29 protein-coding genes and 1 riboswitch are annotated in these 24,229 nt (G+C 45.9%); of the genes, 22 read left to right on the top strand and 7 right to left on the bottom strand.

Annotated features, from left to right (window positions below; translation table 11 throughout):
- Positions 1 to 6 precede the first annotated feature (6 nt).
- The 3 genes from OKX00_RS01325 (at position 7) to prmC (ending at position 2,729) form a co-directional block, all read left to right on the top strand.
- Complete coding sequence (locus OKX00_RS01325) at positions 7 to 666, top strand: MOSC domain-containing protein (RefSeq protein WP_265409103.1); 660 nt, start codon at positions 7 to 9, stop codon at positions 664 to 666.
- Positions 667 to 781: 115 nt separating this feature from the next.
- A complete protein-coding gene (gene prfA / locus OKX00_RS01330) occupies positions 782 to 1,855 on the top strand; it encodes a peptide chain release factor 1 (RefSeq protein ID WP_053356451.1) in 1,074 nt (357 codons plus the stop codon).
- 10 nt (positions 1,856 to 1,865) lie between these two features.
- Complete coding sequence (gene prmC / locus OKX00_RS01335) at positions 1,866 to 2,729, top strand: peptide chain release factor N(5)-glutamine methyltransferase (RefSeq protein WP_265410443.1); 864 nt, start codon at positions 1,866 to 1,868, stop codon at positions 2,727 to 2,729.
- Positions 2,730 to 2,813: 84 nt separating this feature from the next.
- Here prmC and OKX00_RS01340 read toward each other — a convergent pair whose 3' ends face one another.
- Positions 2,814 to 2,978 carry a hypothetical protein gene (locus tag OKX00_RS01340; protein WP_156419103.1) on the bottom strand — a complete coding sequence of 55 codons (165 nt, stop codon included), beginning with the start codon at positions 2,976 to 2,978 and terminating at the stop codon, positions 2,814 to 2,816.
- A gap of 302 nt (positions 2,979 to 3,280) precedes the next feature.
- Positions 3,281 to 3,379, top strand: a riboswitch (SAM riboswitch).
- 174 nt (positions 3,380 to 3,553) lie between these two features.
- Between OKX00_RS01340 and OKX00_RS01345 the strand changes: the two genes are divergently transcribed.
- The 5 genes from OKX00_RS01345 to OKX00_RS01365 all read left to right on the top strand — a co-directional run bounded on the left by OKX00_RS01345 (position 3,554) and on the right by OKX00_RS01365 (position 8,186).
- On the top strand, positions 3,554 to 4,603 hold the full coding sequence (locus tag OKX00_RS01345) for an LLM class flavin-dependent oxidoreductase (protein WP_265409104.1): 1,050 nt from the start codon (positions 3,554 to 3,556) through the stop codon (positions 4,601 to 4,603).
- An 11-nt stretch (positions 4,604 to 4,614) separates the two neighbouring features.
- Positions 4,615 to 5,568: an ATP-grasp domain-containing protein gene (locus OKX00_RS01350; RefSeq protein WP_265409105.1), complete on the top strand. Its 954-nt coding sequence runs from the start codon at positions 4,615 to 4,617 to the stop codon at positions 5,566 to 5,568.
- 277 nt (positions 5,569 to 5,845) lie between these two features.
- Positions 5,846 to 6,520 (top strand): stage II sporulation protein R, encoded by a 675-nt coding sequence (gene spoIIR, locus OKX00_RS01355; RefSeq protein ID WP_265409106.1) that lies wholly within the window; start codon positions 5,846 to 5,848, stop codon positions 6,518 to 6,520.
- Between the two features lie 66 nt (positions 6,521 to 6,586).
- Positions 6,587 to 7,030, top strand: coding sequence for a GNAT family N-acetyltransferase (locus tag OKX00_RS01360; RefSeq protein ID WP_265409107.1), 444 nt, complete (start codon positions 6,587 to 6,589; stop codon positions 7,028 to 7,030).
- A gap of 106 nt (positions 7,031 to 7,136) precedes the next feature.
- Positions 7,137 to 8,186, top strand: a complete 1,050-nt coding sequence (locus tag OKX00_RS01365; RefSeq protein WP_265409108.1) for an L-threonylcarbamoyladenylate synthase — start codon at positions 7,137 to 7,139, stop codon at positions 8,184 to 8,186.
- Positions 8,187 to 8,219: 33 nt separating this feature from the next.
- Here OKX00_RS01365 and OKX00_RS01370 read toward each other — a convergent pair whose 3' ends face one another.
- Both OKX00_RS01370 and OKX00_RS01375 read right to left on the bottom strand, forming a co-directional pair.
- Positions 8,220 to 9,299 (bottom strand): PAS domain-containing sensor histidine kinase, encoded by a 1,080-nt coding sequence (locus tag OKX00_RS01370; protein WP_265409109.1) that lies wholly within the window; start codon positions 9,297 to 9,299, stop codon positions 8,220 to 8,222.
- Complete coding sequence (locus tag OKX00_RS01375) at positions 9,292 to 10,458, bottom strand: PAS domain S-box protein (RefSeq protein WP_265409110.1); 1,167 nt, start codon at positions 10,456 to 10,458, stop codon at positions 9,292 to 9,294. The genes OKX00_RS01370 and OKX00_RS01375 overlap by 8 nt, the downstream gene beginning before the upstream one ends.
- Positions 10,459 to 10,638: 180 nt before the next feature.
- Here OKX00_RS01375 and OKX00_RS01380 point away from each other — a divergent pair, with 180 nt between their 5' ends.
- The 4 genes from OKX00_RS01380 (at position 10,639) to OKX00_RS01395 (ending at position 13,110) form a co-directional block, all read left to right on the top strand.
- Complete coding sequence (locus tag OKX00_RS01380; protein ID WP_062238298.1) at positions 10,639 to 11,196, top strand: manganese efflux pump MntP; 558 nt, start codon at positions 10,639 to 10,641, stop codon at positions 11,194 to 11,196.
- Between the two features lie 87 nt (positions 11,197 to 11,283).
- Complete coding sequence (locus tag OKX00_RS01385; RefSeq protein WP_265409111.1) at positions 11,284 to 11,901, top strand: low molecular weight protein arginine phosphatase; 618 nt, start codon at positions 11,284 to 11,286, stop codon at positions 11,899 to 11,901.
- 108 nt (positions 11,902 to 12,009) lie between these two features.
- On the top strand, positions 12,010 to 12,459 hold the full coding sequence (gene rpiB, locus OKX00_RS01390; protein WP_053356459.1) for a ribose 5-phosphate isomerase B: 450 nt from the start codon (positions 12,010 to 12,012) through the stop codon (positions 12,457 to 12,459).
- A gap of 78 nt (positions 12,460 to 12,537) precedes the next feature.
- Complete coding sequence (locus OKX00_RS01395) at positions 12,538 to 13,110, top strand: TIGR01440 family protein (protein WP_053356460.1); 573 nt, start codon at positions 12,538 to 12,540, stop codon at positions 13,108 to 13,110.
- A gap of 218 nt (positions 13,111 to 13,328) precedes the next feature.
- On the opposite strand, the gene OKX00_RS01400 is transcribed toward OKX00_RS01395, so the two are convergent.
- The gene (locus OKX00_RS01400; protein WP_265409112.1) at positions 13,329 to 14,177 is read right to left on the bottom strand and encodes a MurR/RpiR family transcriptional regulator; all 849 of its coding nucleotides are present in this window, start codon (positions 14,175 to 14,177) and stop codon (positions 13,329 to 13,331) included.
- 155 nt (positions 14,178 to 14,332) lie between these two features.
- On the opposite strand from OKX00_RS01400, the gene gnd reads away from it, so the two are divergent.
- On the top strand, positions 14,333 to 15,229 hold the full coding sequence (gnd, locus tag OKX00_RS01405; RefSeq protein WP_053356463.1) for a phosphogluconate dehydrogenase (NAD(+)-dependent, decarboxylating): 897 nt from the start codon (positions 14,333 to 14,335) through the stop codon (positions 15,227 to 15,229).
- 74 nt (positions 15,230 to 15,303) lie between these two features.
- On the opposite strand, the gene OKX00_RS01410 is transcribed toward gnd, so the two are convergent.
- The gene (locus tag OKX00_RS01410; RefSeq protein ID WP_265409113.1) at positions 15,304 to 15,441 is read right to left on the bottom strand and encodes a hypothetical protein; all 138 of its coding nucleotides are present in this window, start codon (positions 15,439 to 15,441) and stop codon (positions 15,304 to 15,306) included.
- 113 nt (positions 15,442 to 15,554) lie between these two features.
- Between OKX00_RS01410 and gntK the strand changes: the two genes are divergently transcribed.
- The 4 genes from gntK (at position 15,555) to OKX00_RS01430 (ending at position 20,399) form a co-directional block, all read left to right on the top strand.
- Positions 15,555 to 17,102 carry a gluconokinase gene (gene gntK, locus OKX00_RS01415; protein WP_265409114.1) on the top strand — a complete coding sequence of 516 codons (1,548 nt, stop codon included), beginning with the start codon at positions 15,555 to 15,557 and terminating at the stop codon, positions 17,100 to 17,102.
- A gap of 389 nt (positions 17,103 to 17,491) precedes the next feature.
- A complete protein-coding gene (gene glyA, locus OKX00_RS01420; protein WP_265409115.1) occupies positions 17,492 to 18,727 on the top strand; it encodes a serine hydroxymethyltransferase in 1,236 nt (411 codons plus the stop codon).
- Between the two features lie 489 nt (positions 18,728 to 19,216).
- Positions 19,217 to 19,963, top strand: a complete 747-nt coding sequence (locus tag OKX00_RS01425) for a DsbA family protein (protein ID WP_265409116.1) — start codon at positions 19,217 to 19,219, stop codon at positions 19,961 to 19,963.
- Position 19,964: 1 nt separating this feature from the next.
- Entirely contained in the window at positions 19,965 to 20,399 is a 435-nt protein-coding gene (locus OKX00_RS01430; RefSeq protein ID WP_265409117.1) for a disulfide oxidoreductase, read from the top strand.
- A 22-nt stretch (positions 20,400 to 20,421) separates the two neighbouring features.
- On the opposite strand, the gene OKX00_RS01435 is transcribed toward OKX00_RS01430, so the two are convergent.
- Complete coding sequence (locus tag OKX00_RS01435; protein WP_265409118.1) at positions 20,422 to 20,622, bottom strand: hypothetical protein; 201 nt, start codon at positions 20,620 to 20,622, stop codon at positions 20,422 to 20,424.
- 142 nt (positions 20,623 to 20,764) lie between these two features.
- Here OKX00_RS01435 and upp point away from each other — a divergent pair, with 142 nt between their 5' ends.
- The gene (gene upp / locus OKX00_RS01440; RefSeq protein ID WP_265409119.1) at positions 20,765 to 21,394 is read left to right on the top strand and encodes a uracil phosphoribosyltransferase; all 630 of its coding nucleotides are present in this window, start codon (positions 20,765 to 20,767) and stop codon (positions 21,392 to 21,394) included.
- A gap of 455 nt (positions 21,395 to 21,849) precedes the next feature.
- On the opposite strand, the gene OKX00_RS01445 is transcribed toward upp, so the two are convergent.
- Complete coding sequence (locus OKX00_RS01445) at positions 21,850 to 22,254, bottom strand: DUF3889 domain-containing protein (protein WP_265409120.1); 405 nt, start codon at positions 22,252 to 22,254, stop codon at positions 21,850 to 21,852.
- A 320-nt stretch (positions 22,255 to 22,574) separates the two neighbouring features.
- On the opposite strand from OKX00_RS01445, the gene OKX00_RS01450 reads away from it, so the two are divergent.
- From OKX00_RS01450 to atpE, 4 genes are all read left to right on the top strand, one after another.
- On the top strand, positions 22,575 to 22,799 hold the full coding sequence (locus OKX00_RS01450; protein ID WP_248254407.1) for an AtpZ/AtpI family protein: 225 nt from the start codon (positions 22,575 to 22,577) through the stop codon (positions 22,797 to 22,799).
- Positions 22,796 to 23,179 carry an ATP synthase subunit I gene (locus OKX00_RS01455; protein ID WP_265409121.1) on the top strand — a complete coding sequence of 128 codons (384 nt, stop codon included), beginning with the start codon at positions 22,796 to 22,798 and terminating at the stop codon, positions 23,177 to 23,179. Before OKX00_RS01450 ends, OKX00_RS01455 begins: the two co-directional genes overlap by 4 nt.
- Positions 23,180 to 23,185: 6 nt before the next feature.
- A complete protein-coding gene (gene atpB, locus OKX00_RS01460) occupies positions 23,186 to 23,896 on the top strand; it encodes a F0F1 ATP synthase subunit A (RefSeq protein WP_062238317.1) in 711 nt (236 codons plus the stop codon).
- 82 nt (positions 23,897 to 23,978) lie between these two features.
- Positions 23,979 to 24,191, top strand: coding sequence for a F0F1 ATP synthase subunit C (gene atpE, locus OKX00_RS01465; protein ID WP_061973519.1), 213 nt, complete (start codon positions 23,979 to 23,981; stop codon positions 24,189 to 24,191).
- Positions 24,192 to 24,229 lie beyond the last annotated feature (38 nt).

Here is a 24,229-nt window from a genome sequence, read left to right on the forward strand (position 1 = left end):
GCAGTTGTGGAAGGATCCATTATAGCTTTGAATACTGGAAAGGCAGATGTTCTTTCGTGGCAGGGAAAAGACATAAGCTCGGCGATCAATAAAAAGCCGTCCCGTAGTCCATTATTCTTGTCAAATCTTCAATTTGAAGGAGATATACAGGCGGACACCGTGCACCATGGCGGTCCGGATAAAGCAGTCTGTGTCTATTCTCATGATCATTATGCGTATTGGGAGAAAGGGCTGGGAATCTCTCTGGACGTACCATCTTTCGGTGAGAATCTTACCGTTGAAGGCCTTACCGAAAAAGAGGTCTTTATCGGTGACATCTTCCGGCTTGGGGAGGCACTGGTCCAGGTGAGCCAGCCGCGCCAGCCTTGTTTTAAGGTGGCTGCCAAACTCAAACAGCCGTTGATGGTCAAATATATTCATGATACCAGTTTCTCCGGCTATTACTTGCGCGTACTGGAAGAAGGCACTGTCAGCCCGGGAGACAAGCTTGTTATTGAAGAAAAACATCGAGCCGGGATCTCTGTCGAATTTGTTAACAGAATGACATACATAGACAAGGAAAACAGAGAAGGGCTTACCATGCTTGCCGGTCTGAATGAACTGGCAGAAGGCTGGCGCTCAGCTATGAAAAAGAGATTAGACGCTCTCCCCGGGCAGTACCTGTAGCTCCGGGGATTTCTTTTTGCCTTCAAACCGTCAAAACACAGTCTGAAGGCTTTTGACGGGTGACCTCCCCTGTATTATAATTAGAATGTTATGCCATTAAAATGAGGTGAAAAGCGTGTTAGAACGTTTAGAAACGATAGAAGCCCGATACAATAAATTAAATGATCTATTAAGTGACCCAGAAGTCATTAGCGATACGAATAAATTAAGGGAATACTCCAAAGAACAGTCTTCTCTTCAAGATACAGTAGCGGTTTACCGCGAGTATAAAGAAGCAAAAGAAGGGCTCGACGAAGCAAAAGCAATGCTCGAAGAAAAGCTTGATGCCGAGATGACCGCCATGGTGAAAGAGGAAGTTTCCGAGCTTGAAGATAAGATTGAAGAGTACATTCAGCAGCTGAAAATCTTGCTTCTTCCAAAAGACCCGAACGATGATAAGAACGTAATCGTCGAGGTACGCGGAGCAGCAGGCGGTGACGAAGCCGCCCTATTTGCAGGCGACCTTTACAAAATGTACAGCCGCTATGCCGAGGTGCAAGGCTGGAAAACAGAAGTAATCGAAGCAAGCTACACCGAGCTTGGCGGCTACAAAGAGATCATCTTCTTGATCAACGGCAACGGGGCATACTCCAAGCTGAAGTATGAAAACGGAGCACACCGCGTACAGCGTGTTCCTGCTACTGAGTCCGGCGGTCGTATCCATACGTCTACAGCGACAGTAGCGATCCTTCCTGAAGCAGAAGAAGTGGAAGTTGAAATTCATGATAAGGACGTCCGTGTAGACACGTTTACGTCAAGCGGACCGGGCGGACAATCGGTTAACACGACTCAATCCGCTGTTCGTCTGACGCATATTCCAACTGGAACCGTTGTTTCCTGTCAGGATGAAAAATCACAGATCAAAAACAAGGAAAAAGCGATGAAGGTTCTTCGCGCACGTGTTTATGATAAAATTCAGCAGGAAAAACAAAAAGAATACGATGAAAACCGTAAATCTGCAGTGGGTACCGGTGACCGTTCAGAACGGATCCGTACGTACAACTTCCCGCAAAACCGTGTAACGGACCATCGCATCGGCCTGACTCTTCAAAAACTGGATCAAATTTTGCTCGGCAAGCTGGACGAATTCATTGAAGCATTAATTACAGAAGACCAGACAAGCAAAATGAAGGCCCAGACGGAAGCATAAGATGAAAGCGATGAAACGGCATGAAGCCCTGAACTGGGCTTCATCTTTTTTAACGAAAAAGAGACGGGAACCTCAAGCCGGGGAGCTTCTGCTTCGTCATGTACTTGGCGATCTGAGCCGGACGGAGCTGCTTCTTGGTTTGGATGAAGAGCTTCTTCCAAAGCAGCAAGAGGCATTTGAAGCAGCTGTACAAAAGCATGGCGATGGAGTGCCTGTCCAATACATTATTGGGTTTGAAGAGTTTTACGGAAGACGCTTTTCGGTGAATAAAGAGGTGCTCATTCCTCGGCCGGAAACAGAAGAGCTCGTATATGAAGTGCTTCATCGCTCCATGATGAGGTTCCCTGGCATAGAAAAGATCCAGACAGTCGATGTCGGGACGGGGAGCGGTGCCATTGCCATTACGCTGGCACTGGAGAATTCTCGTTTTTCGGTAACCACGATCGATATTGCTGAGGAATCCCTGGAAGTCGCAAAGAAAAATGCTGAAGACCTTGAGGCATCTGTTCGTTTTATTCATGGAGACCTCCTTCAGCCTCTGATCGAGGGCGGAGAAAAAACAGATATCGTTGTGTCGAATCCTCCTTACATTCCTGACCGTGAAATAATGGAGCTTGAGACGATCGTTAAGGATCAAGAGCCTTTCCGTGCACTTAGCGGCGGTGAGGACGGCTACGTATTTTACAGAAGGTTTATGGAAGAGCTGCCCCTCGTTCTGAACCCACAAAGCATTGTTGCCTTTGAAGTCGGCCATGATCAGGGCCAGACCGTGGCTGAAATGCTCAGGGTCACGTTCCCTGGGTCGGTTGTTTCGGTAGTAAAGGATATCAGCCAAAAAGAACGGATGGTTATCGCGGAGATTGGCTTTAAATAAGCAGAAAAGGTGGGGGCTGTCCAGAAAGTCGAAAATTGACCTTCAGGCAGCCCCTTTTTGGCTTGAAAAATCTTCAATGAAAAGTTAATTGAAGTGGAAGATGCGAGACTCCTCGAAAATGAACTTCACATTTTCTTCGTGCGATAAAAAGCTGCCGGAGCCTTCCTTGTCCTGCGGGACTAGCGTGACAGGTGAGACTCCCGCCGGTGCTTGCACCAAAAAGTAGGCGTTCACGCCGGTAAGGCTCACCGCACGCCCTGCGAAAGTAGGCGTTTACGCCGGTAAAAGCGAGCAGCCTGGAACGGAAATCAACAGGTTACAGACTTCTTGGACAGCCCCTTTTTTTTTTGTGGCCGGAAGAACGGAATTGAACGAAACTGGCGCTGAATTGAGCCGAATGGAGAATAATTGAGCGAAACAAGCAATAATTGATCCGAACTTAATTTTCAGACTTATTTGCCAGTCAAACGCAACTCAATATCATCTATTCTCACATCCTAAAAATTGACGAAATACCTACTTCTATTGTAGGATTACTATTAATTAAATAAATCTTATCCAGAGCGGTGGAGGGACTGGCCCTATGAAACCCGGCAACCTATTTTTAGAAGGTGCTAAATCCAGCAGGAGTAGATCCTGGAAGATAAGATGGAACGGTCTAAAACTTCCTCTTATCTGAGAGGGAGTTTTTTTTGTGGGCTATTTTGGTAGGTCGGGGGGTCTCGACTTTGTCGCGACCGCTCCTCCGCGCTGATGGGATAGACTTAGAGGGTCTCTCTCGGCGGCAGTATGTTTTGCTTATAGCAGAGGGGAGAAAAAGGTAGATGAGATTTGGATTTTGGTTGCCGATCTTTGGTGGATGGCTGAGAAATGTGGAAGATGAGAACATGCCGCCGACGTTTGATTATGCGAAGAAGGTTATTCAGTCCGCGGAAAAGTGGGGGTTTGACACGACGCTGATCGCGGAACTGTATTTAAATGATATAAAAGGGCCGGAGCAGGACTCTTTGGAGGCTTGGACAACGGCAGCGGGTCTCGCGGCCGTAACGGAGAAAATAGAAATTATGACAGCGGTAAGGCCGGGATTCCATAATCCTGCTGTAACGGCGAAAATGACGGCGAACATCGACCAAATGAGCGGCGGGAGGTTTACACTTAATGTCGTCTCCGCCTGGTGGGAAGAGGAAGCGAAGCAGTATGGCGGCATTTTTACTGCCCACGACGAAAGATATGAGCGTACGCAAGAGTTTCTTGATGTTCTAAAGGGGCTGTGGACAGAAGAAACCTTCAATTATTCCGGCAAGTTTTATCAGTTTAGCGATACGAAACTTTTCCCTAAACCTGTTCAGCGGCCAAATCCCATTTTGTATGCTGGCGGAGAAAGTGAAAGGGGTAAACAGGTTATCTCTTCCTCCTGTGACGCCTACGTCATGCATGGCGGCACTGTCGAAGAAGTCGCCGTTAAGATCAATGACATGAAGAACCGCCGCGGGCAAACAGGGAAAGAACCTTTATCTTCGTTCGGCATGGCGGCCTATGTGATCTGCCGGGATACTGAAGAAGAAGCCCAAGCGGAACTGCAGAGGATTACAGATGTAAAAGAGTCCAGCGCATATGCTGGGTTTAAAGATTTTACGAGCAAGTCGCAGCTTGAACAGCAGATTCAGCTGTACGACTACTCTGTTTCCAACCGGGGGCTGAGGCCGAATCTGATCGGTACACCTGAACAGATTGCGGAGCGGATTGCAGCATATGAAGAAGCCGGCCTCGGACTCCTTTTACTGCAATTCTCCCCTCAGTTAGAAGAGATGGAACGTTTCTCAAAACAGGTGATGCCTTTGGTAGAGAGCTATCGGAAAGAATATGCGAAATAAGGAGGATGACCATGAAAAAAGTATATATCATACATGAGAACGATGAATGGACAGATCATCTCACAAAGAGGCTGGATGAGCTGCAAGTGCCTTATGAGGCATGGCATCTCGATCAGGGAACGGTTAATCTGGCAGAAGCCCCGCCCGAGGGCATTTTTTACAGCCGCATGAGTGCTTCCTCACATACAAGAGGACACCGTTATGCACCGGAACTTGCTGCCGGTGTCATTGCCTGGCTGGAAGCACATGGCCGAAAAGTGCTGAATGGCAGCCGCGCCCTTCAGCTTGAGGTGAGTAAGGTCGTTCAATATTTAGAGCTTGAGGCGCATGGGGTGAAGACGCCCAAAACCATTGCGGCTGTTGGCAAGGACCAAATTTTGCAGGCAGCTGAGCAGTTCAGCGGCAAACCGTTTATTACAAAGCATAACCGGGCGGGAAAAGGCCTTGGTGTTCAGCTTTTCCATTCATACCAAGGATTGAAAGAGTATGTGCTCGGCCCTGATTTCGAAGAGCCGGTGGATGGCATCACATTGATACAGGATTATATTGAATCGCCGGAATCTTATATTACACGCTGCGAATTTGTCGGCGGCAAGTTTGTTTATGCGGTTCGGGTGGATACCTCAGAAGGCTTTGAACTCTGTCCGGCAGACGCCTGCCAGATCGGTGACCTGTTTTGTCCTGCAGGAGAGGAAACGCCAGCCAAGCCGAAGTTTCAAATTCAGGAGGACTTCAATGAGTCAATCATTGAAAACTATATGAGGGTTCTGGCAGACAACAAGATTCATGTTGCCGGGATCGAATTTATAAAAGATAAAGACGGCACGATCTATACGTATGATATCAATACGAACACCAATTACAACTCTGATGCTGAAGCGGCTGCCGGAAAATATGGCATGCTGGAGCTTGCGAAATTTTTGCAGCAGCAGCTTGATTCATTGAATGCAGCAACCGTGCAATAAGACAAAAAGAGCCTCCCGCCAGCAGCGGGAGGCTCTTTGTTTTTTCATTATCTACATGAAAAAGGGGGTGATAGGGATGTCCTTACTATAGCAGACCCACTACATTGCAGAGGAATTATGTGACCTTTTTGATATGTTTAATAAATTTGTGACAAAGTCCGTTGTTTCACAGCCGGTTTCTGTCATATTTTCCCTGTATTTGTTTACTAGATTCATAGTATGATTCCTCCTTTCCGTGGCCACAATGAGGATAGAAAAGGAAAGGGGAGTTTTAAACATGAAAAGATCAAAAAAATCGCTAATGACTATACTATTCCTATCGCTGATCGCGATGCTGCTGTTTTTTGAAACCCAAACGAAGGTGGCCGATGCCACCATGAATGCCTCTGCTAAAATTCCGAGTGATGCCATCAGGCTACGGATTCTGGCAAACAGTGATGCGGAAAAAGATCAGGCACTGAAAAGAAGAATTCGGGATAAAGTGAACGAACAGATCACAACCTGGGTGGGTGGCCTGGATTCACATGATCAGGCCGAAAAAGTGATCCGAAAACATTTGCCTGAAGTTGAAAACGTGGTAAAGTCCTATTTGAAAGATGCCGGGCTCAGCATTCCCTACAAAGTTCAATTCAACAATCATGTCGCCTTCCCGACAAAAATGTACGGAAATAATGTCTACCCTGCTGGAAAGTATGAAGCGGTCCTCATTACACTTGGTAAAGGGAAAGGAGCCAATTGGTGGTGTGTATTGTTTCCGCCTCTATGTTTCCTTGATTTTGAAAACGGAGACGCCGTTAAAGCGGATCAGAAGGGTGTAAAGGAAGTAGCCTCAGGACCAGCTCAGGACGCACCTGTTGTTCAAAAGCCTGAGGAAGAAAAAATAGAAGTTAAATTCTTTCTGGCAGACTTATTTACCTCCATCGCTGATAAGATCGGGAGTCTTTTCTCTTAAAAGCCCTGCATAACTTTCATGGTTGTTTCATAGACTTTTATAAAAAATGCTAGAGGGGTGAACACCATGACAATTCGTTTACGGGCGGCTATGCCGCATGAAGCAGGAAGTCTCGGTGACCTGGTAAGGCAGGCTGGTCTCGGAACGGACGGGATCAGAGAGGGAATCGAGAACTATCTGGTTGTGGAAAATGATGAAGGAGATACGATCGGAACAGTGGGCCTGGAAAGAGTTGGCCAGGACGGGCTGCTGCGTTCCTTCGTCATCAAGAAAGAATATTCGAATGAACAACTATTTCTGCGATTGATTCAAAGAATTTTGCTATACTGTAAGGAAAAAGGAGTGGAAACCCTGTATCTGCTTACGAAAGCTGTTCACCTTTTTGAGCCTTTATCGTTTCAGCCGGTAGCCGAAAAAGGAACTCCTTCCCATATTGAGAATACCGCCCACTACAAGAAAACAGCTGAAAAAGATGTTGTACTCCTGTACTGCACCTTGAATGACAAATGATTATCCACAAGTTATACACATTTCTGGAGCGTTTGTGTATAACTTGTGGATGATGTGCGAAATGAGCGTTAGAACACAGATTGGGCGGTTTGAAAGGATTTTTCACATGACAGAGTATAAAACCGAAGTATGGTCTGTGGATAAAAAAATGGATGAAGAAAAAGAATATCCACAAATTACGCAAGCTTCCTTGTGGATAAAGAAAAATGAAGTGGTGGCGTTCCCCACAGAAACAGTATATGGACTTGGAGGAAACGCGCTCAGTGATGAAGCCATCGAGAAAATTTTCCGGGCAAAGGGAAGACCGAGTGATAATCCGCTGATCGTTCATATCGCAAGGACTGAACAGCTTGAGGGGATTGTTGCTTCCATCCCGGAACGTGCAAAAAAACTGATGGATGCGTTCTGGCCGGGTCCCCTGACACTGGTTCTGCCCAAGGGAGAGGATGTGGCCGGCCGGGTGACAGCGGGGTTATCCACAGTGGCTGTTCGTATGCCTGATCATCCCGTTGCCATGAAACTGATCAAGGAATGCGGTCTTCCGCTGGCGGCTCCCAGCGCCAATGTCTCTGGAAGGCCTTCTCCAACGACTGCCCAGCATGTTTATGAGGATTTAAAAGGTAGAATCCCTGGTATTCTGGACGGAGGGGCAACAGGGGTCGGTGTGGAATCCACAGTGGTCGACTGCACGGCCGAAACACTTGTCATCCTTCGCCCGGGAGGAGTCACGAAAGAGCAGCTTGAAGAGGCGGCGGGTGAAACACCCATGGATCCTGGACTCCTCAATGAGAAGGAAGCACCGAAATCTCCGGGCATGAAATACACGCATTATGCGCCGGATGCTCCACTCTATCTTGTGGATGGCTCTCCTGCGTTTTTGCAGGAGCTTGTGGACAAGCAAAAAGAAGCAGGGCGAAAAATCGGTGTTCTCACTTCAGAAGAAAATGCATCCTTTTATCAGGCAGATACGATTATTCCGTGCGGGTCACGTGAAAAGCTGGAAAGTGTCGCACATCATCTGTACGATGCTTTGCGGGCGTTTAACGAGAGTGATGTGGATATCATTTATGGAGAAGTGTTCCCGAAAAAGGGCGTAGGTGCAGCCATTATGAACAGGCTTGAGAAATCGGCAGGCGGACAGATCATTAAAGAATAGAGCAAAAAAGAACAGGACAGCTGGCTGTCCTGTTTATTTATGGTCAGACAATAAAGAGGCGCCCTCCTGATCGATCGAGAGCATGGGAAGCACCACTTTAAAGGTGCTGCCTTGTCCCAGCTCGCTCTTCACGTGGATCCTCCCGCCATGGTCCTCAATAATCTTATAGCAGACCATAAGGCCGAGCCCTGTCCCTTTCTCTTTTGTTGTATAAAAGGGTTCACCGAGTGAAGGGAGCTTATCAGAAGGAATTCCGCACCCTTCATCCGCAAACGACACCACCAGATCGTTCTCTTTCCGTTCAATGGAAATAAACACGTTTCCGCCATCTGGCATCGCTTCTATCGCATTTTTCAGCAGATTGATAAATACCTGTTTAAGCTGGTTGTCCACACTGGAGATTACAGGCAGATCGTCTTCTGCTTTAAAATAAATCTGCACGTTCATCAATATGGCCTGTGTTTCAATCAGTGAGATGACATGGCGCATCAGTTCAGTGATGTTGGTAGGCACGAGATTCATAACCTGCGGCTTGGCCAAGACCATAAATTCGCTGACAATGGAATTAATCCTGTCAATTTCAGAGAGCATGATTTCATAGTACTCATAGTCTTTCTCTGCTTTCGATTCAAGCAGCTGCAAGAACCCTTTTATAGAGGTTAAAGGGTTGCGGATCTCATGGGCGGCACCAGCAGCCAGCTGGCCCAGAACAGAAAGCTTATCGGATTTTCTAAGCATTTCTTCTGTTTTTTTCCGCTCGGTGAGATCTCTGGATACAACCACGACGCTTTCCACATGGCCTTTTTCATTGATGACTGGTGTTGCGTTTGTTTCCAATACAACATAGGAACCATCGTTATGTTTCCAGCGAGCTTCATATTTTACAGGCTGTCTCGATTGGACCATGCGGCGCATGAGGAGAGTTACCCGTTTTTTGTCATCTTCATGCAGGAAATCAATTGCATTTTTTCCTAGATGATCTGCAGGATCCACACCTAAAATCATCTTGCTGGAAGGTGAGGAGTATGTGATCTTCCCCTGCCTGTCGGATGTTGCGATTAAATCCATCGTATTTTCGGCAATGATGCGGTATTTTTCTTCGCTCTCACGCAAGGCTTTTTCCTGTCGTTTTTTTTTCAGTGATATCACGTGAAATACCCGAGAATGCGTGTACTCGGCCGTTTTGATCAAATATGGGAAACAGCGTGACACTCGAGTTCAGCAGGGATCCATCTTTGCGCTGACAAATCATCTCGTGGCCTATAATGGGAATTCCCTTTTTCACCGTCTGGATCATCTCCAGTGATTCCTGTAAATATTGATCAAGGACAATAGGGAAAATCGGGCTTCTGCAGTCCCTTAATTCTTCCTCTGTCCACCCGAACGTTTTTTCAAAAGCGGGGTTCAGCTTGATCGTTTGTTTATCGAAATCATAGATGGCGATCATGTCTGCGGAATGAGTAAACAGCGACTCCAGTGTTTCTTTTGTTTCCCTCAGTTCGGCTTCCTGCTTCTTCTTTTCCGTAATATCCTTTCCAATACAATACAGTCCCAGTACGTCATCGCTTACGATAATCGGTGTGATGGTCAGATTTACAAACCGAATTTCTCCATCTTTTCTTTTCATCTTCATATCGTATGTTTTTGGAGTGCCCTTAAGGGCCTCCTCAAAATCTTGGACAGATTTTTCCAGATGTTCTTCCATCAGCAGGGGATGAAAGGTCATGCTGAGCAGTTCTTTCCCCGTGTAGCCGGTAAGATGTTCTGCAGCCGGATTGACGGTCGTAAACTTCCCTTGGGAATCAAGGGAAAATAGTGCATCGATGTTATGCTCGATCAGCGAGCGGAACCTTTGCTCACTTTCTTCCAGCTGCCTCTCCATCATAACCCTATGGATCAGATCGATGCTTAAGCCCCGCACCTCGACGACTTTTCCATTTTCAAAGACCGGATTTAACGATACGAGGAATGGGACATTGTTCAGTTGAGCTTCATATGTAATATGCTCTCCCTTCCAGGCCCGTTCGTAACAATCCATTTTAAAGGCGGCGAGCTCTTTCGGAAAAATTTCTTCAGGCGTCTTTCCGATCACCCATTCTTCTTTATAGCCCATTGAGTCAGAGAGTTCACCGCTGCACTCGGTCATCACGAAAGTTTCGTCTGATTTAATAAACTTGAACGTCATGCTCTGCTGTTTTGTAATCTCCATACGGTGTGCTTTCTTTTTTGATTCAGCAACTGCCGGATGAATCGATTTCCCGTCTTCAGCCATGAAAATTTCCCCTCCGATTCTTCCCGTTTTTCTATAACCTTTATTTACGTTAAACAAACCCATATCCCTGCTTATGTCGAAAATTGCTTTATATTTGGTTTTTTCGAGGAACGGAAACGCCGATTCTAATCAATGGCGGACGTGCATAAGGTTGTACTAGCGGAGTTAGGGGGAAAGTAAATGGACGTCGTAACAATCGGTGAATGGCTGACGCTGTGGCTCATGTCTTTTGCTCTTGGTATGGATGCTTTTTCTATTGGGATCGGCATGGGAATGCTGCAATTAAGGCTGAGGCAGATTGTGAAAATAGGAGTAGTCATCGGACTGTTTCATATTGGGATGCCTCTTGCAGGACTATTGCTTGGCAAGCAGATTTCTTCTCACTTTGGGGGCATTGCAGTCATCATCGGCGGTTGCTTGCTGCTCCTTCTTGGTTTGCAGATGATCCATTCTTCATTCAAGCCTGAGAATGAGCCGTTTGTGAATCCTGTCGGGTTTGGTCTGCTGCTTTTTGCTGTGAGCGCCAGCCTGGATAGTTTCTCTGTTGGACTAAGTCTGGGAATTTACGGAGCCCGTACGTTTCTTACCATATTCATGTTCGGAATCATGAGCATGCTGTTGACATGGGGAGGTCTGATGATGGGCAGAAAAGTTCAAAAGTGGCTAGGATCCTACAGTGAAGCGCTCGGCGGATTGATTCTGCTTGCTTTTGGGATCAAGCTCCTGCTTCCCTTATAATGTTGAAACAATAAATGAACGATTGGCACTGAGCCAATCTTTTTTTATACTTGTAAATAAAGTCATTGAAGCTGAGGGTGGGAAATCATGAAAAAGATCTTATTTGTCTGTACAGGAAATACGTGCCGAAGTCCGATGGCGGCTGCATTGCTTAAATACTTGGGAAAAGGAAAAGTTGAAGTAAGGTCAGCTGGCGTCTTTGCCGCAGAGGGGGCAGGGGCGAGTACCCATGCGGTGACGGCGATGTCGGAAAAAGGCATCCCATTCAAACATGAATCCAAACCCTTGACTGAAACACTTGTCCGTTGGGCCGACCTTGTCCTGACGATGACAGAAAGCCATAAACATACGGTTTGTCATCAATATCCGGAGGCTGTGGAGAAAGCATATACACTTAAAGAATACATCTATCAGAACGATGACTATGAAAAGCAGCTTTCAGAGCTTCATCAGGCGTATGCTGAAATTGAAACAATAAGAGCTTTCTATAAAAATAAATGGGATCAGGCCGATACTAATGACAAGCAAGCGGTTCAGGAGAAATTTGAAGCTGATATTCAGCCTTTCAAAGAAAAAATTATCTCGCTGGAAAACAGCTTGCCTTCCTTGGACATCATTGACCCGTTTGGCGGAAGTATCGATCTTTATCGCGAGACGAGAGCCGAGCTTGAAAGCCTCATTGAAAAACTCATAAAAAAGATTTAAACAGAGATGGCCTCTTCATATTTCCGTTATCACCGGTTTAATCGGTTGAAACAATGTAAAATTCAATTTAAAATTGAAGTAGAATACGGAAATATACAGGAGGATCAGATGAGAGTAGCGATTGGTTCAGACCATGCAGGAGTAGAGCTTCGTCAGGAAATTGTGAGCATGATGCAGGAGATGGGCATGGATGTAAAAGATATGGGCTGTGAATGCAGCACCTCGGTAGATTATCCGGATTACGCCATTCCCGTAGCGGAAATGGTGGCAAGCGGAGAGGCTGATCGGGGCATATTAATCTGCGGTACGGGAATAGGTATGAGTATAGCGGCAAACAAAGTAAAAGGAATCCGCTGTGCCCTTGTGCACGATTTGTTCAGCGCCAAAGCAACACGCCTGCACAATGACAGCAACGTGCTGGCGATGGGTGAACGGGTCATCGGACCTGGACTGGCTTTGGAAATTGCAAAGGTATGGCTGACGACAGAATATGAAGGCGGCCGCCACAGCAAACGAGTCGGAAAAATTTCTGATTATGAAGCGCAGGGTGCAAAATAGGCGGAAGTACCGCAACGAAAGGGTGACAGAAGAGGCTGGACGCTGATTCTCACCTCAAAAGAAGGGACGATTCAACCAATGAGTGACCAGCTGCAAACTGTTGAGAAGCAGGTCTTTCATGCACTATCTGATTTACAAAAACAAGCCCAGTTAAAGCCTGGACAGCTGCTGGTCGTAGGGGCCAGTACGAGTGAAGTAACCGGAGGGAAAATTGGCACTTCCGGAACGATGGAAGCGGCTCAAGCTCTTTATAACGGGGTTAAAACCTTTCAGGAAGAAAGTCAGGTCGCTCTTGCCTTTCAATGCTGTGAGCATTTGAACAGAGCACTTGTGATGGAGCGTGAGATCGCTGACAGGCTTCGATATGAAGAAGTCCGGGTTGTGCCTGCGCGTTCGGCAGGCGGCGCACTCGCCACCTATGCCTTCCATCATCTAAATGATCCAGTCGTCGTCGAATACATTAAAGCAGATGCCGGAATTGATATCGGGGATACCTTTATCGGCATGCATCTGAAACATGTTGCTGTACCCGTAAGAACGGAAGTAAAAAGCATCGGGGAAGCCCACGTTACCCTCGCCAAAACAAGGCCAAAGCTGATTGGCGGAGAGCGTGCTGTATATCCATCCAAGGAAGACATCCGCTGCTTTTAATAGATAAAGAAAAAAACCGCCTGTAGAATGGCGGTTTTTTTTGTGCTGGAGAGGGTGGTTTCTTATGAAAATGCTGGGTTTTGCAAGTCTTTGAAGCATTTTTGCAAGTAAGTGGGCGATTTTCGCAAGTAAACGCAGAGATTCCGTAAGTAAACCATGTCGAACCGCAAGTAAAAGTATCAATTCCGCAAGTAAATCTTCCCCTCTGCAGTTTCTTGTTAGAACTTCTTCTCCGAAATCGCCGACCGCATGCGCTGCAGCGATTTTTTTGCTTCTTCCTTGCCGGCCATCATCACATTCACATAGAGTGCATCGATAATACTGAGCTGTGCAATCCGGGAAGAGAGTGCTTCAGACCGGAATTCAGTCTCCCTCGAGATCGTATGCAGGGAGATATCAGCCTTCTCACTGAGCGGAGACTTTGCATAATCGGTAAGCGAGATGGTGCGGCAGCCGTTCTCTTTCGCCACCCTCATGACGTGCAGCAAATCCTTATTTGTTCCGGAATGGGAGATAAAGAGAGCCACATCCCGCTCCGTCAGCTGGGAGGCAGACATTAGCTGAAAGTGCGTATCGGTATAAGCGATGCTTGGTTTGCCGGTACGGATAAATTTATGATGAGCGTCCATAGCGATGATGCCTGATCCGCCGTTTCCGTAGAATTCGATCTTTTGAGCGGCGAGCAGGCAATCGACAGACGCCTGAAAACTTTTTTCATCCAGCATCTGCCGGGTATCTTCGAGTGTGCCGATGTTGGATTGAAATACTTTTTGGGCGATCTGGGCAGGTGTGTCGCTTTCTAATATGGTCTCATGGATATCCTGAAGCGGGCCGACAATATCAGAGGCAAGTGCAATTTTTAATGCTTGAAATCCCTTGAAGCCCAGCCTTTTACAAAACCGGAAGACCGTCGCATCCGCTACCTCCAAATGATCAGCCACTTCATTAATGCTCGAGTGGATGATATTTTGAGGATCCTCCAATATAAAGTCGGCAATCTTTTTTTCTTTTTCGCTTAATATGCCATAAGAAGAGCGAATTTTGGATAAACAGTTTGAAGCTGCCATGTTCGTTCTTCCTTTCTTGTACCGTGACGTTTGGCTCTATCATAATATGAAATTTATTTTCTTGTAAACGGAAAAATTTTTAGTATATAATAGCGATGGAAGAAAAAAATTTTCACAAACCGTAATCATGGTTTATTTGAAAGGGGCATTTATATATGCAAATCGGAATGATCGGCCTTGGTAAAATGGGTTACAATCTTGTTCTTAATCTGCTCGACCACAACCACGAGGTAGTAGCGACAGACGTGAACAAAGAACAGGTGAAAAATATTACGAACGATGGAGCAACAGGCGTTGAATCGATCAAAGAACTAGTCAGCGGTCTAAGCACACCGCGTGTGGTTTGGATGATGGTACCTGCGGGAAACATAACGGAAGATGTTCTTGCTGAACTGAAAAACGTATTGGAGCCTGGAGATATTGTGATCGACGGCGGAAACTCCAACTATAAAGATACACTGCGGCGTGCAGAAGAGTTAAAAGAAAAAGAGCTTCACTTTGTCGATGTAGGGACAAGCGGGGGCACTGACGGAGCACGAAACGGTGCTTGTACAATGATTGGTGCAGAACCTGAAGTATTTGAAATCATCGAACCGATTTTCAAAGATCTTTCCGTGGAAAACGGCTACCTCTATACAGGAAAAGTCGGAAGCGGACATTTCTTAAAAATGGTTCACAACGGCATCGAGTACGGTATGATGCAGGCGATCGCTGAAGGATTCGAAGTTCTTGAGAAAAGCCAGTTTGATTATGACTATGAAGCCGTTGCGAAAATGTGGAACCACGGTTCAGTTGTCCGATCTTGGCTCATGGAGCTGACTCAGAACGCATTCTCCAAAGATCCTAAGCTTGAAGGCATTAAAGGTGTGATGAACTCTTCTGGAGAAGGAAAATGGACAGTGGAAGCTGCACTGGACCTTCAAGTTCCAGCACCGGTTATCGCCCTTTCCCTCATGATGCGCTACCGTTCACTTGAGGACGATACGTTCACAGGCAAGGTAGTAGCTGCTCTTCGCAATGAATTCGGCGGGCATGCAGTGGTAAAAAAATAATTTCAAGCAAAGGGGGGCTGTCCAGAAAGTCGAAAATTGACCTTCAGGCAGCCCCTTTTTGGCTTGAAAAATCTTCAATGAAAAGTTAATTGAAGTGGAAGATGCGAGACTCCTGCGGGACTAGCGTGACAGGTGAGACTCCCCGCCGGTGCTTGCACCAAGAGGCTCACCGCACGCCCCGCGGAAAGCGAGCAGCCTGGAACGGAAATCAACAGCTTACAGACTTCTTGGACAGCCCCTCTCTTTTTATTATGTAATTTCAAACAGACTTCGTTACATACTAAGCTATAGACAGGCAAGTGTAAGATCGGAAAGGATGGTAGGTATGGATTCAAAAAAGTACTTGATGGGTGTGGACATCGGGACAACGAGTACGAAAGCAGTGATATTTGACCGAAAAGGAGCTGTCATTTCTCAGCATACAGTGGGCTATCCGCTGTTAAGTCCAACGCCGTCTACTGCAGAGCAGGAACCGGAAGAAATTTTGAGAGCCGTATTTACCTGTATTAAACAAAATATGGCAGAGAGTCTCGTTTCTCCGGATGATCTGGAGCTGATCTCATTCAGTTCAGCAATGCACAGTGTCATTGCAGTGGATGCCAAGGGGAATGCACTGACGAAGAGTATCACGTGGGCGGATAACAGAAGTGCTTCCTATGCAGAAAAAATTAAGGAAGATCTGAACGGCCATGAAGTTTACTTAAGAACAGGTACACCGATCCACCCGATGTCGCCGCTGTCAAAGCTTCTCTGGATGAAGCATGAACTGAATGAAGCCTATACGCTTGCACATAAGTTCATCGGGATCAAAGAGTATGTGTTTTACAAGCTTTTCGGAGAGTTTCTTATCGACTATTCCATCGCATCATCAACAGGAATGATGAACCTTGAAAAGCTGGAATGGGATGAGGAAGCATTGAGCATTGCCGGCATTACGAGTGAAAAACTTTCCACGCTTGTTCCGACTACCCATGTTGTAAAAGGGCTTGCGCCTGAACTTGCCGAGAAACTGGGCTTACGCACGGAAACTCCGTTTATTATCGGAGCCAGTGACGGCGTGCTTTCCAACCTTGGTGTTAACGCGATTGAACCGGGTGTTGTTGCCGTTACGATCGGGACAAGCGGTGCCATCCGTACGGTCAGTGACAGGCCGATCACCGACCAGAAAGGCCGGACGTTCTGTTATGCGCTGACAGATAAACATTGGGTGATCGGGGGACCTGTAAACAACGGCGGCATGACGTTCCGATGGGTCAGAGACCAGTTCGGTGCCGCTGAAGCAGAAACAGCAAAGCGCCTGGGAGTCGATCCTTACGAGATGCTGACTGAGATCGCAAAAAAGGTCTCTCCCGGAGCCGACGGGCTTTTATTTCACCCGTACATGGCAGGGGAACGAGCGCCGCTCTGGAACGCCAATGCGCGCGGCTCATTCTTTGGGCTTGCTCTCTACCATAAAAAAGAGCATATGATCCGGGCGGTGCTCGAAGGAGTTATTTTCAACCTTTACAGTGTCTTGCTCGCTCTTCAGGAATTAATCGGGATTCCAAAAGGGGTGCAGGCGACTGGCGGGTTTGCCCGTTCTGCTCTTTGGCGGCAGATGATGGCTGACATCTTCAATCAAGATGTGACGATTCCTGAGAGTTTCGAAAGCTCTTGTCTCGGGGCGGTCATCCTTGGATTGTATGCATTAGAAGAAATTGATGATTTCTCCATTGTATCCGAGATGGTCGGCAGCACGTATCAGCACAAGCCAAACCCTGAAAACGTCGATACGTATCAGGATCTGATGTCCATCTTCCTATCCGTCTCACGGAGCCTGGAGGATGAGTATAAACAGATTGCCGATTTCCAAAGAAAAAGGCTGGAAAAATAACCGTAAGGAGGAGCTGTCCAGAAAGTCATAGTAAATTGACCTTCTGGCAGCTCCTTTGTTTAGAAAGGCATCTTCTTTGATTAGTTGATTGGAGTGGAAGGTGCTAGACTCCGGCGGGATGAGCGTGACAGGTGAAACCCGCAGGCGCAAGCGCCGAGGGGTTCAGCGCACGCCCCGCGGAAAGCGAGCAGCCTGGAACGGAAATTAACTGCTGCCAGATAGACATCCTGTTTCTATGCTTGCTAACGGCTTATTGGACAGCTCCTACTTACCTGAAAAAATGGAAGCGCCTACTCTTTTTTAAATTAAAAGAGACGTAACAAATCCCCGGAAGGCTATGTTACAATGGGTTTGAATTAAGGACTTTTACACGAAGGGGATGCGCACACTTGGAAAAGCTAGCTGTTCAAGATCAAGAAGTTTTTGCTGCTATACAGGATGAACTAGGCCGTCAGCGGAATAAGATTGAGCTTATTGCATCAGAAAACTTTGTAAGTCAGGCGGTAATGGAGGCTCAAGGATCCGTACTGACCAACAAGTACGCGGAAGGATATCCTGGACGCCGTTATTACGGAGGATGCGAATATGTTGACGTAGCTGAGGATTTAGCAAGAGACCGTGCCAAGAAAATCTTTGGAGCGGAACATGTCAACGTTCAGCCTCATTCCGGTGCACAGGCGAATATGGCTGTGTATTTTACCGTATTGGAGCCAGGTGACACTGTCCTCGGAATGAATCTATCACACGGAGGGCATTTGACTCACGGAAGCCCAGTTAACTTTTCCGGCGTTTTGTACAATTTTGTTGAGTACGGGGTGGACAAAGAAACTCATCTCATCAACTATGAGGATGTCCGCCAAAAAGCGCTTGAGCATAAGCCGAAAGTGATCGTGGCTGGTGCGAGTGCCTATCCAAGAGCTATTGATTTCAAAAAGTTCCGTGAGATTGCCGATGAAGCAGGAGCGTATCTCATGGTAGACATGGCGCATATCGCTGGGCTTGTGGCAGCGGGGCTTCATGAGAATCCGGTTCCTTACGCTGATTTTGTAACAACAACTACGCATAAAACATTGCGCGGCCCTCGCGGCGGAATGATTTTCTGTAAAGAAGAGTTTGCCAAGAAAATTGATAAATCCATTTTCCCTGGAATCCAGGGTGGACCCCTTATGCATGTCATTGCAGCTAAAGCTGTCGCATTTGGCGAAGCATTAAGCGAAGACTTTAAAACGTATGCCGGACAAATCATTGATAACGCAAAAAGGCTGGCTGATTCTCTTAAAAAAGAAGGAATCACGCTTGTGTCCGATGGCACAGACAATCATTTGATCCTGATTGACGTAAGCAAGCTCGGCATTACGGGCAAGATTGCTGAAAAAGCATTGGATGATGTCGGTATTACCGTAAACAAAAACACGATTCCATTCGATACTGAAAGCCCGTTTGTAACAAGCGGAATCCGTATCGGTACTGCTGCTGTTACATCCCGTGGCTTCGGACTTGAAGACATGGATGAAATTGCATCCCTGATCGCGCTTGTTGTTAAAAATCCTGATGGTGAAGAAGCATTGAAGGAAGCAAGCGAGCGTGTAGCTGCTCTTGCCGGGAAGTATAAGCTGTACGAGTAAGAAAAGAGATGAAAGAAAAAGGCGCCCTTAAAGGCGTCTTTTTTTGTAGTTGGCTGTTTCGTAACCTTTGTTGCTCCTTAGGAGTGGTTGATTTCCGTTTCAGGATGCTCGCTTTTACCGGGGCGTGCGTTAAGCCCCACGGCGCAAGCGCCTTTGGGTCTTACCTGTCACGCTACCCCCGCAGGACAAGGAAGGCTTCGGCGGCGTTATATCGCACGAAGAAAATGTGAAATTCATTTTCGAGGAGTCTCGCACCTTGCACTCAAATCAACTAAATGTTCCCAAAGCAACAATCTTTTAGAATAGCCCCCAAGTCTTTTACCTCAAAGGCGGGAGGTGATAGCTGGCGGTTCAATCACACCTCGCTTAAATTCCGTAAAGTTAAGAGAATGTTCATTTGTAAATTGCAGAAAACTTGTATACTCTTAAGGAGAATTGATCTGTGATTGAATAGTTAGTATATAAATTTAAGGTAGTAGAGGTGAAAAGATGGCTAAACAAAAACCAAAAGGAAAGAGCAAGGCAAAATCTCAGACGAAGAACTATGTTCGAAACAAGAACCAGAAATCATCAAGCTGGATTTTCTGGATGATCGGTATTATTGCGTTAGGTATCATTGTCATCTTATTTGTGGGCAATCCGGGGGACAAGGGGAAAGACTCGAATCAAAATGTCTCGATTGATTATAAAGGGCAGCCTTACTTAGGTGATCAATCTGCTGATGTGAAGGTTATTGAATTTGGGGATTATAAATGCCCGATCTGCAAAAATTTCAACATGTCATTTTTCCCTGAAGTTGATAAAGACCTGATTAAAACAGGAAAAATAAAGTTTTATTTTATCAACTACCCGTTCATCAACGTAGATTCAAGGCGATCGGCACAGTTTGCGGAAACCGTGTATGCGGAACTAGGCAACGACAGCTTTTGGAAGTTCCACGAGCTCTTATATAAAAAGCAGCCCGCAGACCCAAAAGACGAACACCGGGATATCTTTAAAGAGGACTTCCTGGTGAAGACGCTGGCAGAAGCGACGTCTGAAAAAGATGCGGCCAAAGTGAAAAAGGCTTTCGGCAGCTCGAATCATGATGAGGACGTAAAGAAGGATGAGGCACTCGTAAGCAAGCTAAACGTGGACTCTACTCCGACACTCTTTGTAAACGGCAAAAGGTTTACAGGAAGCACGTACGGAGACTTTAAGAAACAAGTAGAAGAAGCAGCGAAAGGGAAGAAGTAAGATGAACAAGCCTTTGTTGCTGAGCTGGCTGACGGCCATCATCGCGGTCATCGGCTCACTTTACTTCAGTGAGGTCATGCATTACGTTCCGTGTACGTTTTGCTGGTACCAGAGGATCCTGATGTACCCGCTCGCCGTATTTCTCGGTGTGGCTTTCTACCATCAGGACAGCAGAATTGCCCGTTATGTGCTGCCTCTCTCTGTTTTAGGTATATTTGTGTCAGGCTATCACATCGCACTGCAAAAGATTCCGGCATTGCAGGAATTTGAAGTATGCACATCAGGTGTGCCTTGTTCGCAGGATTATATCAACTGGCTGGGCTTTATTACGATCCCGATGCTCGCCTTCACAGCCTTTGTGATCATTACAGTGAGCATGATCATATTGAGCAAAAAGGATAACCGTCTTGCCGCAGGAGCTGCCAGAAAGTCATAAACGGACCTTCTGGCAGCTCCTTTTAAAAAAATTTTGATTGTGGAGTCATTACTTGCAAAACAATCTCCATTGACAAGTTGATTGGAGTGTAAGGTGTGAGACTCCAGCGGGACGCGCGTGAAAGGTGAAACCCGCCGAGGGGTTCAGCGCACGCCCCGCGGAAAGCGAGCAGCCTGGAACGAACTACTTCCAGATAGACAGCACCTTTCAGTGTTATAGCCATATTGGGCAGCCTCATGTTTTTCGAATTGGAAGCTTTTTAATCCTTGAAGTGGCTCCTTTTTTTCTGTAAAATGCGGAAGAGGTTATGTGCAAAGAAAAAGCTCGGGTGGACAAGCCCGTTGTGAAAAAGGAGAGGTAGCAGGATGGGTAATGTTTTTGTTCTGGATCATCCATTGATACAGCATAAATTAACACATATTCGTGACATTGAAACAGGAACAAAGGAATTTCGTGAGCTTGTGGATGAAGTAGCGGGATTGATGGCTTTTGAAATCACGCGGGATCTTCCGCTTGAGGAGGTAACCATTCAAACTCCTGTAGCTGAAGCGCAAATGAAAGTAATTGCCGGGAAAAAGCTGGGACTTGTACCGATTCTCCGTGCTGGTCTTGGAATGGTAGATGGCATCTTAAAATTGATTCCAGCAGCGAAAGTTGGGCATGTAGGTCTATATCGCGACCCGGAAACACTTTTGCCAGTTGAATACTACGTTAAGCTTCCATCCGATGTGGAAGAGCGCGACTTTATTGTGATCGATCCGATGCTGGCAACTGGCGGTTCAGCCGCTGCAGCTATTACTTCCCTGAAGAACCGCGGTGCGAAAAACATTAAGTTGATGTGTCTCGTTGCTGCTCCTGAAGGAATCGAATTGATCAACAAAGACCATCCTGAAGTGGACATCTATTTGGCAGCCCTTGATGAGAAACTCAATGACCACGGCTATATCGTTCCTGGTCTTGGTGATGCAGGGGATCGTCTTTTCGGAACAAAATAAGCGAAGTTGAAGAAGCACCGGCGGAAGTCTCCGATGCTTCTTTTTTTGTGGGCGAAATGATGGAAGGGGGAATAAATGTAGCGAATCGTGTCAAAATGTGTCGTGGATAAACGGTTCGATAAAAAATGTGGACGTTTCGATAATATATCAACGTTTTCAATAATAAAAAGAGATTTTCGATAATAAAATCAGGAATTCGATAATAAAAATCCAGGTCACCCTAGCCTTCCTCTATTTTGACTGATTTTTTTATTTGAAGCTGGATTTCCCCCCCTTATAGAGCTCCTTCATGCAATTCGAGCTAAAAATACAGCAACTAAACTCCTTTTGACTGATTTTTAAAGAAAATCCCCTAATAAATCCATCAACTTGCCCGCAAAAATTAAAAACGCCCCTCCACTCACCCCGGGCATCCCGGAATGAACAGAAACGGAGCGTTCCTTACTAAAATCCAATCAACTAATCTCCTCAAACGCTACGGAAATGAGGTTTCCGTTGTCCGGGTTATGGAGAACTTTTACTTTAATGTCTTTTTCTACATTGTTCTCGGTTACGATGAAGTCAAAGAAATCAATGACGGTTCCGTCAGCATTGACGCGGCGAGTATCGTACTGATAGTCGCTGATCGCGCTGTTTGGATACTTCTCTTTTGTCCGTTCAAGAGCGATTTTCCCCCACTTTGCGTAATCCTGCCGCATGGGCTCGGTTGATATGTTGACCCTGTTGTTCCGGTTCTGGTCTTCGTAGTAACCGGTCTGATGGGGTTCCACATTATTTTTCCGGTCGTTTGCATTGTTCATGCATGCCCCTAAAATCATCAAAAAGAAAGCAAATAAAAATCCTGTTTTAGTAAGTTTCAAGTGATAGCCTCCTCGTGATTCGATATCACTCAAAAGTGTCTGCAAAAACCTGAATTTTATACATAAATGAACATTTAATATTGTGTAATATACGGGGATTTTCCTAGGGAAAAGCAATATTATAGAGCATTTGAATAAACATATAGGAATTGTGACAGATTTTCCACAATTTATATGATATTTAACCCCTAATTGCGTTGACACCGGGGTACCGCTATTGTATTCTTACAAAGGGAATATGGTAAGGTTTTCATACTAGGAGACTAGCGCGTTTCCTAATATTTTGAACTCTTGCTTATATTTCGGAAGGAGTCCATGCGATGAGCACCGGGAAACGGCCTTATAAAGCAATGGCATTAATGTCAGGTATATTGTCAACACTAGTTGGAGGTATATTGCTTGGACTTTTCGGCGGTATGTGGCTGGATCGCTTCACGGGAACAAGTCCTTTGTTCCTCATCATTGGCTTGTTTCTAGGGCTTGGAGCCGGCGTTTATGGCATGATCCGTTTATTATCCAACCAATCAGGAGAAGAACGCAAATGACCGAGTACACCATGACCTACAGAAGATACATAAAGTATACACTCTTTATGCTCTCTTTTTTTGTCCTCGGATACGGAGTAACGTCCTGCAAATCCATCTTCCTCGGTTTATCATTCGGCACCCTGTTCAGTCTATTTAATCTCTGGAGTATGTACTCCAGTATCGAGCGGCTCGGACAAGCAGTCATTAACCAGCAGAAAGTCAGGACAATGGGCTCATTATCAAGACTTCTCATGGGAGGTCTCGCGGCGCTAATTGCCATGAGATTCCCGCAATTCTTCAATTTGTTAAGTGTGGTAATTGGATTGATGACGGTCTATATTATCATGTTAATAGATTCACTAACTAAAACCATACGTACTCCAAAGGAAAAGAGGTGAACACAGGTGGAACACGAAGCTCCGATACATACGTTTATGGGTTTGCAATTTAACCTGTCTAACGTATTGATGATTACAGTTTCATCACTTATTGTTTTCCTGATTGCTGTACTGGCTACCCGTGCCTTGTCCATGAGACCGGGCGGAATGCAAAACTTCCTCGAATGGGTAGTGGACTTTGTAAAAGGAATCATTAATAGCACTATGGATTGGCATACCGGCGGACGCTTTCTTACTTTAGGGCTCACGCTGCTTATGTATATTTTTGTCTCCAATATGCTGGGACTGCCGTTTGCGGTAGCCTTTGGCCATGAATTATGGTGGAAGTCCCCGACAGCAGACCCGACGATCACATTGACACTCGCTGTTATGGTAGTGGTTTTAAGCCATTATTATGGAGTGAAGTTAAAGGGTGCTAAAGCATATGGTTCAGAATTCTTCAAACCATTCAAGCTTTTCTTCCCATTAAAGCTGATTGAAGAATTCGCAAACACACTTACGCTGGGTCTTCGGCTTTACGGTAACATCTATGCCGGTGAAATTCTTCTCGGCCTTCTCGTGGGTCTCTCACACCAAGGTATCTTTGCTGGTATTCTGGGAATCTTCCCATTGATTGTATGGCAAGGGTTCTCGGTATTCGTAGGTGCTATCCAGGCATTTATCTTTACCATGTTAACAATGGTTTATTTAGCCCATAAAGTGGCTGATGACCATTAATTAATATAATTTCCGTTTCCGGCCAAATAGCCGGGAACAAAAAAATAAAATTTACAGGGGAATAGAAGGGAGTAATACAAAAATGAATCTTATTGCAGCAGCAATTGCAATCGGTCTAGCAGCACTAGGTGCAGGTATTGGTAACGGTCTTATCGTAGGACGTACAGTTGAGGGGGTTGCTCGTCAACCAGAACTGCGCGGTACGCTTCAAACAACAATGTTTATCGGGGTTGCGTTAGTTGAAGCACTTCCTATCATCGGTGTTGTTATTGCATTTATCGTTCTTGGGAAGTAATAACAGCAAGATTTAAAAAGATCTCAATAATGGCGAAG

This window comes from Fictibacillus sp. KU28468, assembly GCF_026153615.1.
Taxonomy (GTDB): Bacteria; Bacillota; Bacilli; order Bacillales; family Fictibacillaceae; genus Fictibacillus_C; species Fictibacillus_C marinisediminis.

Bases quoted from the DNA above. Each gene is read 5' to 3' on its own strand.
- prmC (WP_265410443.1), top strand. From the start codon at position 1,866: ATGAAACGGCATGAAGCCCTGAACTGGGCTTCATCTTTTTTAACGAAA.
- OKX00_RS01345 (WP_265409104.1), top strand. From the start codon at position 3,554: ATGAGATTTGGATTTTGGTTGCCGATCTTTGGTGGATGGCTGAGAAAT.
- OKX00_RS01350 (WP_265409105.1), top strand. From the start codon at position 4,615: ATGAAAAAAGTATATATCATACATGAGAACGATGAATGGACAGATCAT.
- spoIIR (WP_265409106.1), top strand. From the start codon at position 5,846: ATGAAAAGATCAAAAAAATCGCTAATGACTATACTATTCCTATCGCTG.
- OKX00_RS01360 (WP_265409107.1), top strand. From the start codon at position 6,587: ATGACAATTCGTTTACGGGCGGCTATGCCGCATGAAGCAGGAAGTCTC.
- OKX00_RS01365 (WP_265409108.1), top strand. From the start codon at position 7,137: ATGACAGAGTATAAAACCGAAGTATGGTCTGTGGATAAAAAAATGGAT.
- OKX00_RS01375 (WP_265409110.1), bottom strand. From the start codon at position 10,458: ATGGCTGAAGACGGGAAATCGATTCATCCGGCAGTTGCTGAATCAAAA.
- OKX00_RS01380 (WP_062238298.1), top strand. From the start codon at position 10,639: ATGGACGTCGTAACAATCGGTGAATGGCTGACGCTGTGGCTCATGTCT.
- OKX00_RS01385 (WP_265409111.1), top strand. From the start codon at position 11,284: ATGAAAAAGATCTTATTTGTCTGTACAGGAAATACGTGCCGAAGTCCG.
- rpiB (WP_053356459.1), top strand. From the start codon at position 12,010: ATGAGAGTAGCGATTGGTTCAGACCATGCAGGAGTAGAGCTTCGTCAG.
- OKX00_RS01395 (WP_053356460.1), top strand. From the start codon at position 12,538: ATGAGTGACCAGCTGCAAACTGTTGAGAAGCAGGTCTTTCATGCACTA.
- OKX00_RS01400 (WP_265409112.1), bottom strand. From the start codon at position 14,177: ATGGCAGCTTCAAACTGTTTATCCAAAATTCGCTCTTCTTATGGCATA.
- gnd (WP_053356463.1), top strand. From the start codon at position 14,333: ATGCAAATCGGAATGATCGGCCTTGGTAAAATGGGTTACAATCTTGTT.
- gntK (WP_265409114.1), top strand. From the start codon at position 15,555: ATGGATTCAAAAAAGTACTTGATGGGTGTGGACATCGGGACAACGAGT.
- OKX00_RS01425 (WP_265409116.1), top strand. From the start codon at position 19,217: ATGGCTAAACAAAAACCAAAAGGAAAGAGCAAGGCAAAATCTCAGACG.
- OKX00_RS01430 (WP_265409117.1), top strand. From the start codon at position 19,965: ATGAACAAGCCTTTGTTGCTGAGCTGGCTGACGGCCATCATCGCGGTC.
- OKX00_RS01435 (WP_265409118.1), bottom strand. From the start codon at position 20,622: ATGGCTATAACACTGAAAGGTGCTGTCTATCTGGAAGTAGTTCGTTCC.
- upp (WP_265409119.1), top strand. From the start codon at position 20,765: ATGGGTAATGTTTTTGTTCTGGATCATCCATTGATACAGCATAAATTA.
- OKX00_RS01450 (WP_248254407.1), top strand. From the start codon at position 22,575: ATGAGCACCGGGAAACGGCCTTATAAAGCAATGGCATTAATGTCAGGT.
- OKX00_RS01455 (WP_265409121.1), top strand. From the start codon at position 22,796: ATGACCGAGTACACCATGACCTACAGAAGATACATAAAGTATACACTC.
- atpE (WP_061973519.1), top strand. From the start codon at position 23,979: ATGAATCTTATTGCAGCAGCAATTGCAATCGGTCTAGCAGCACTAGGT.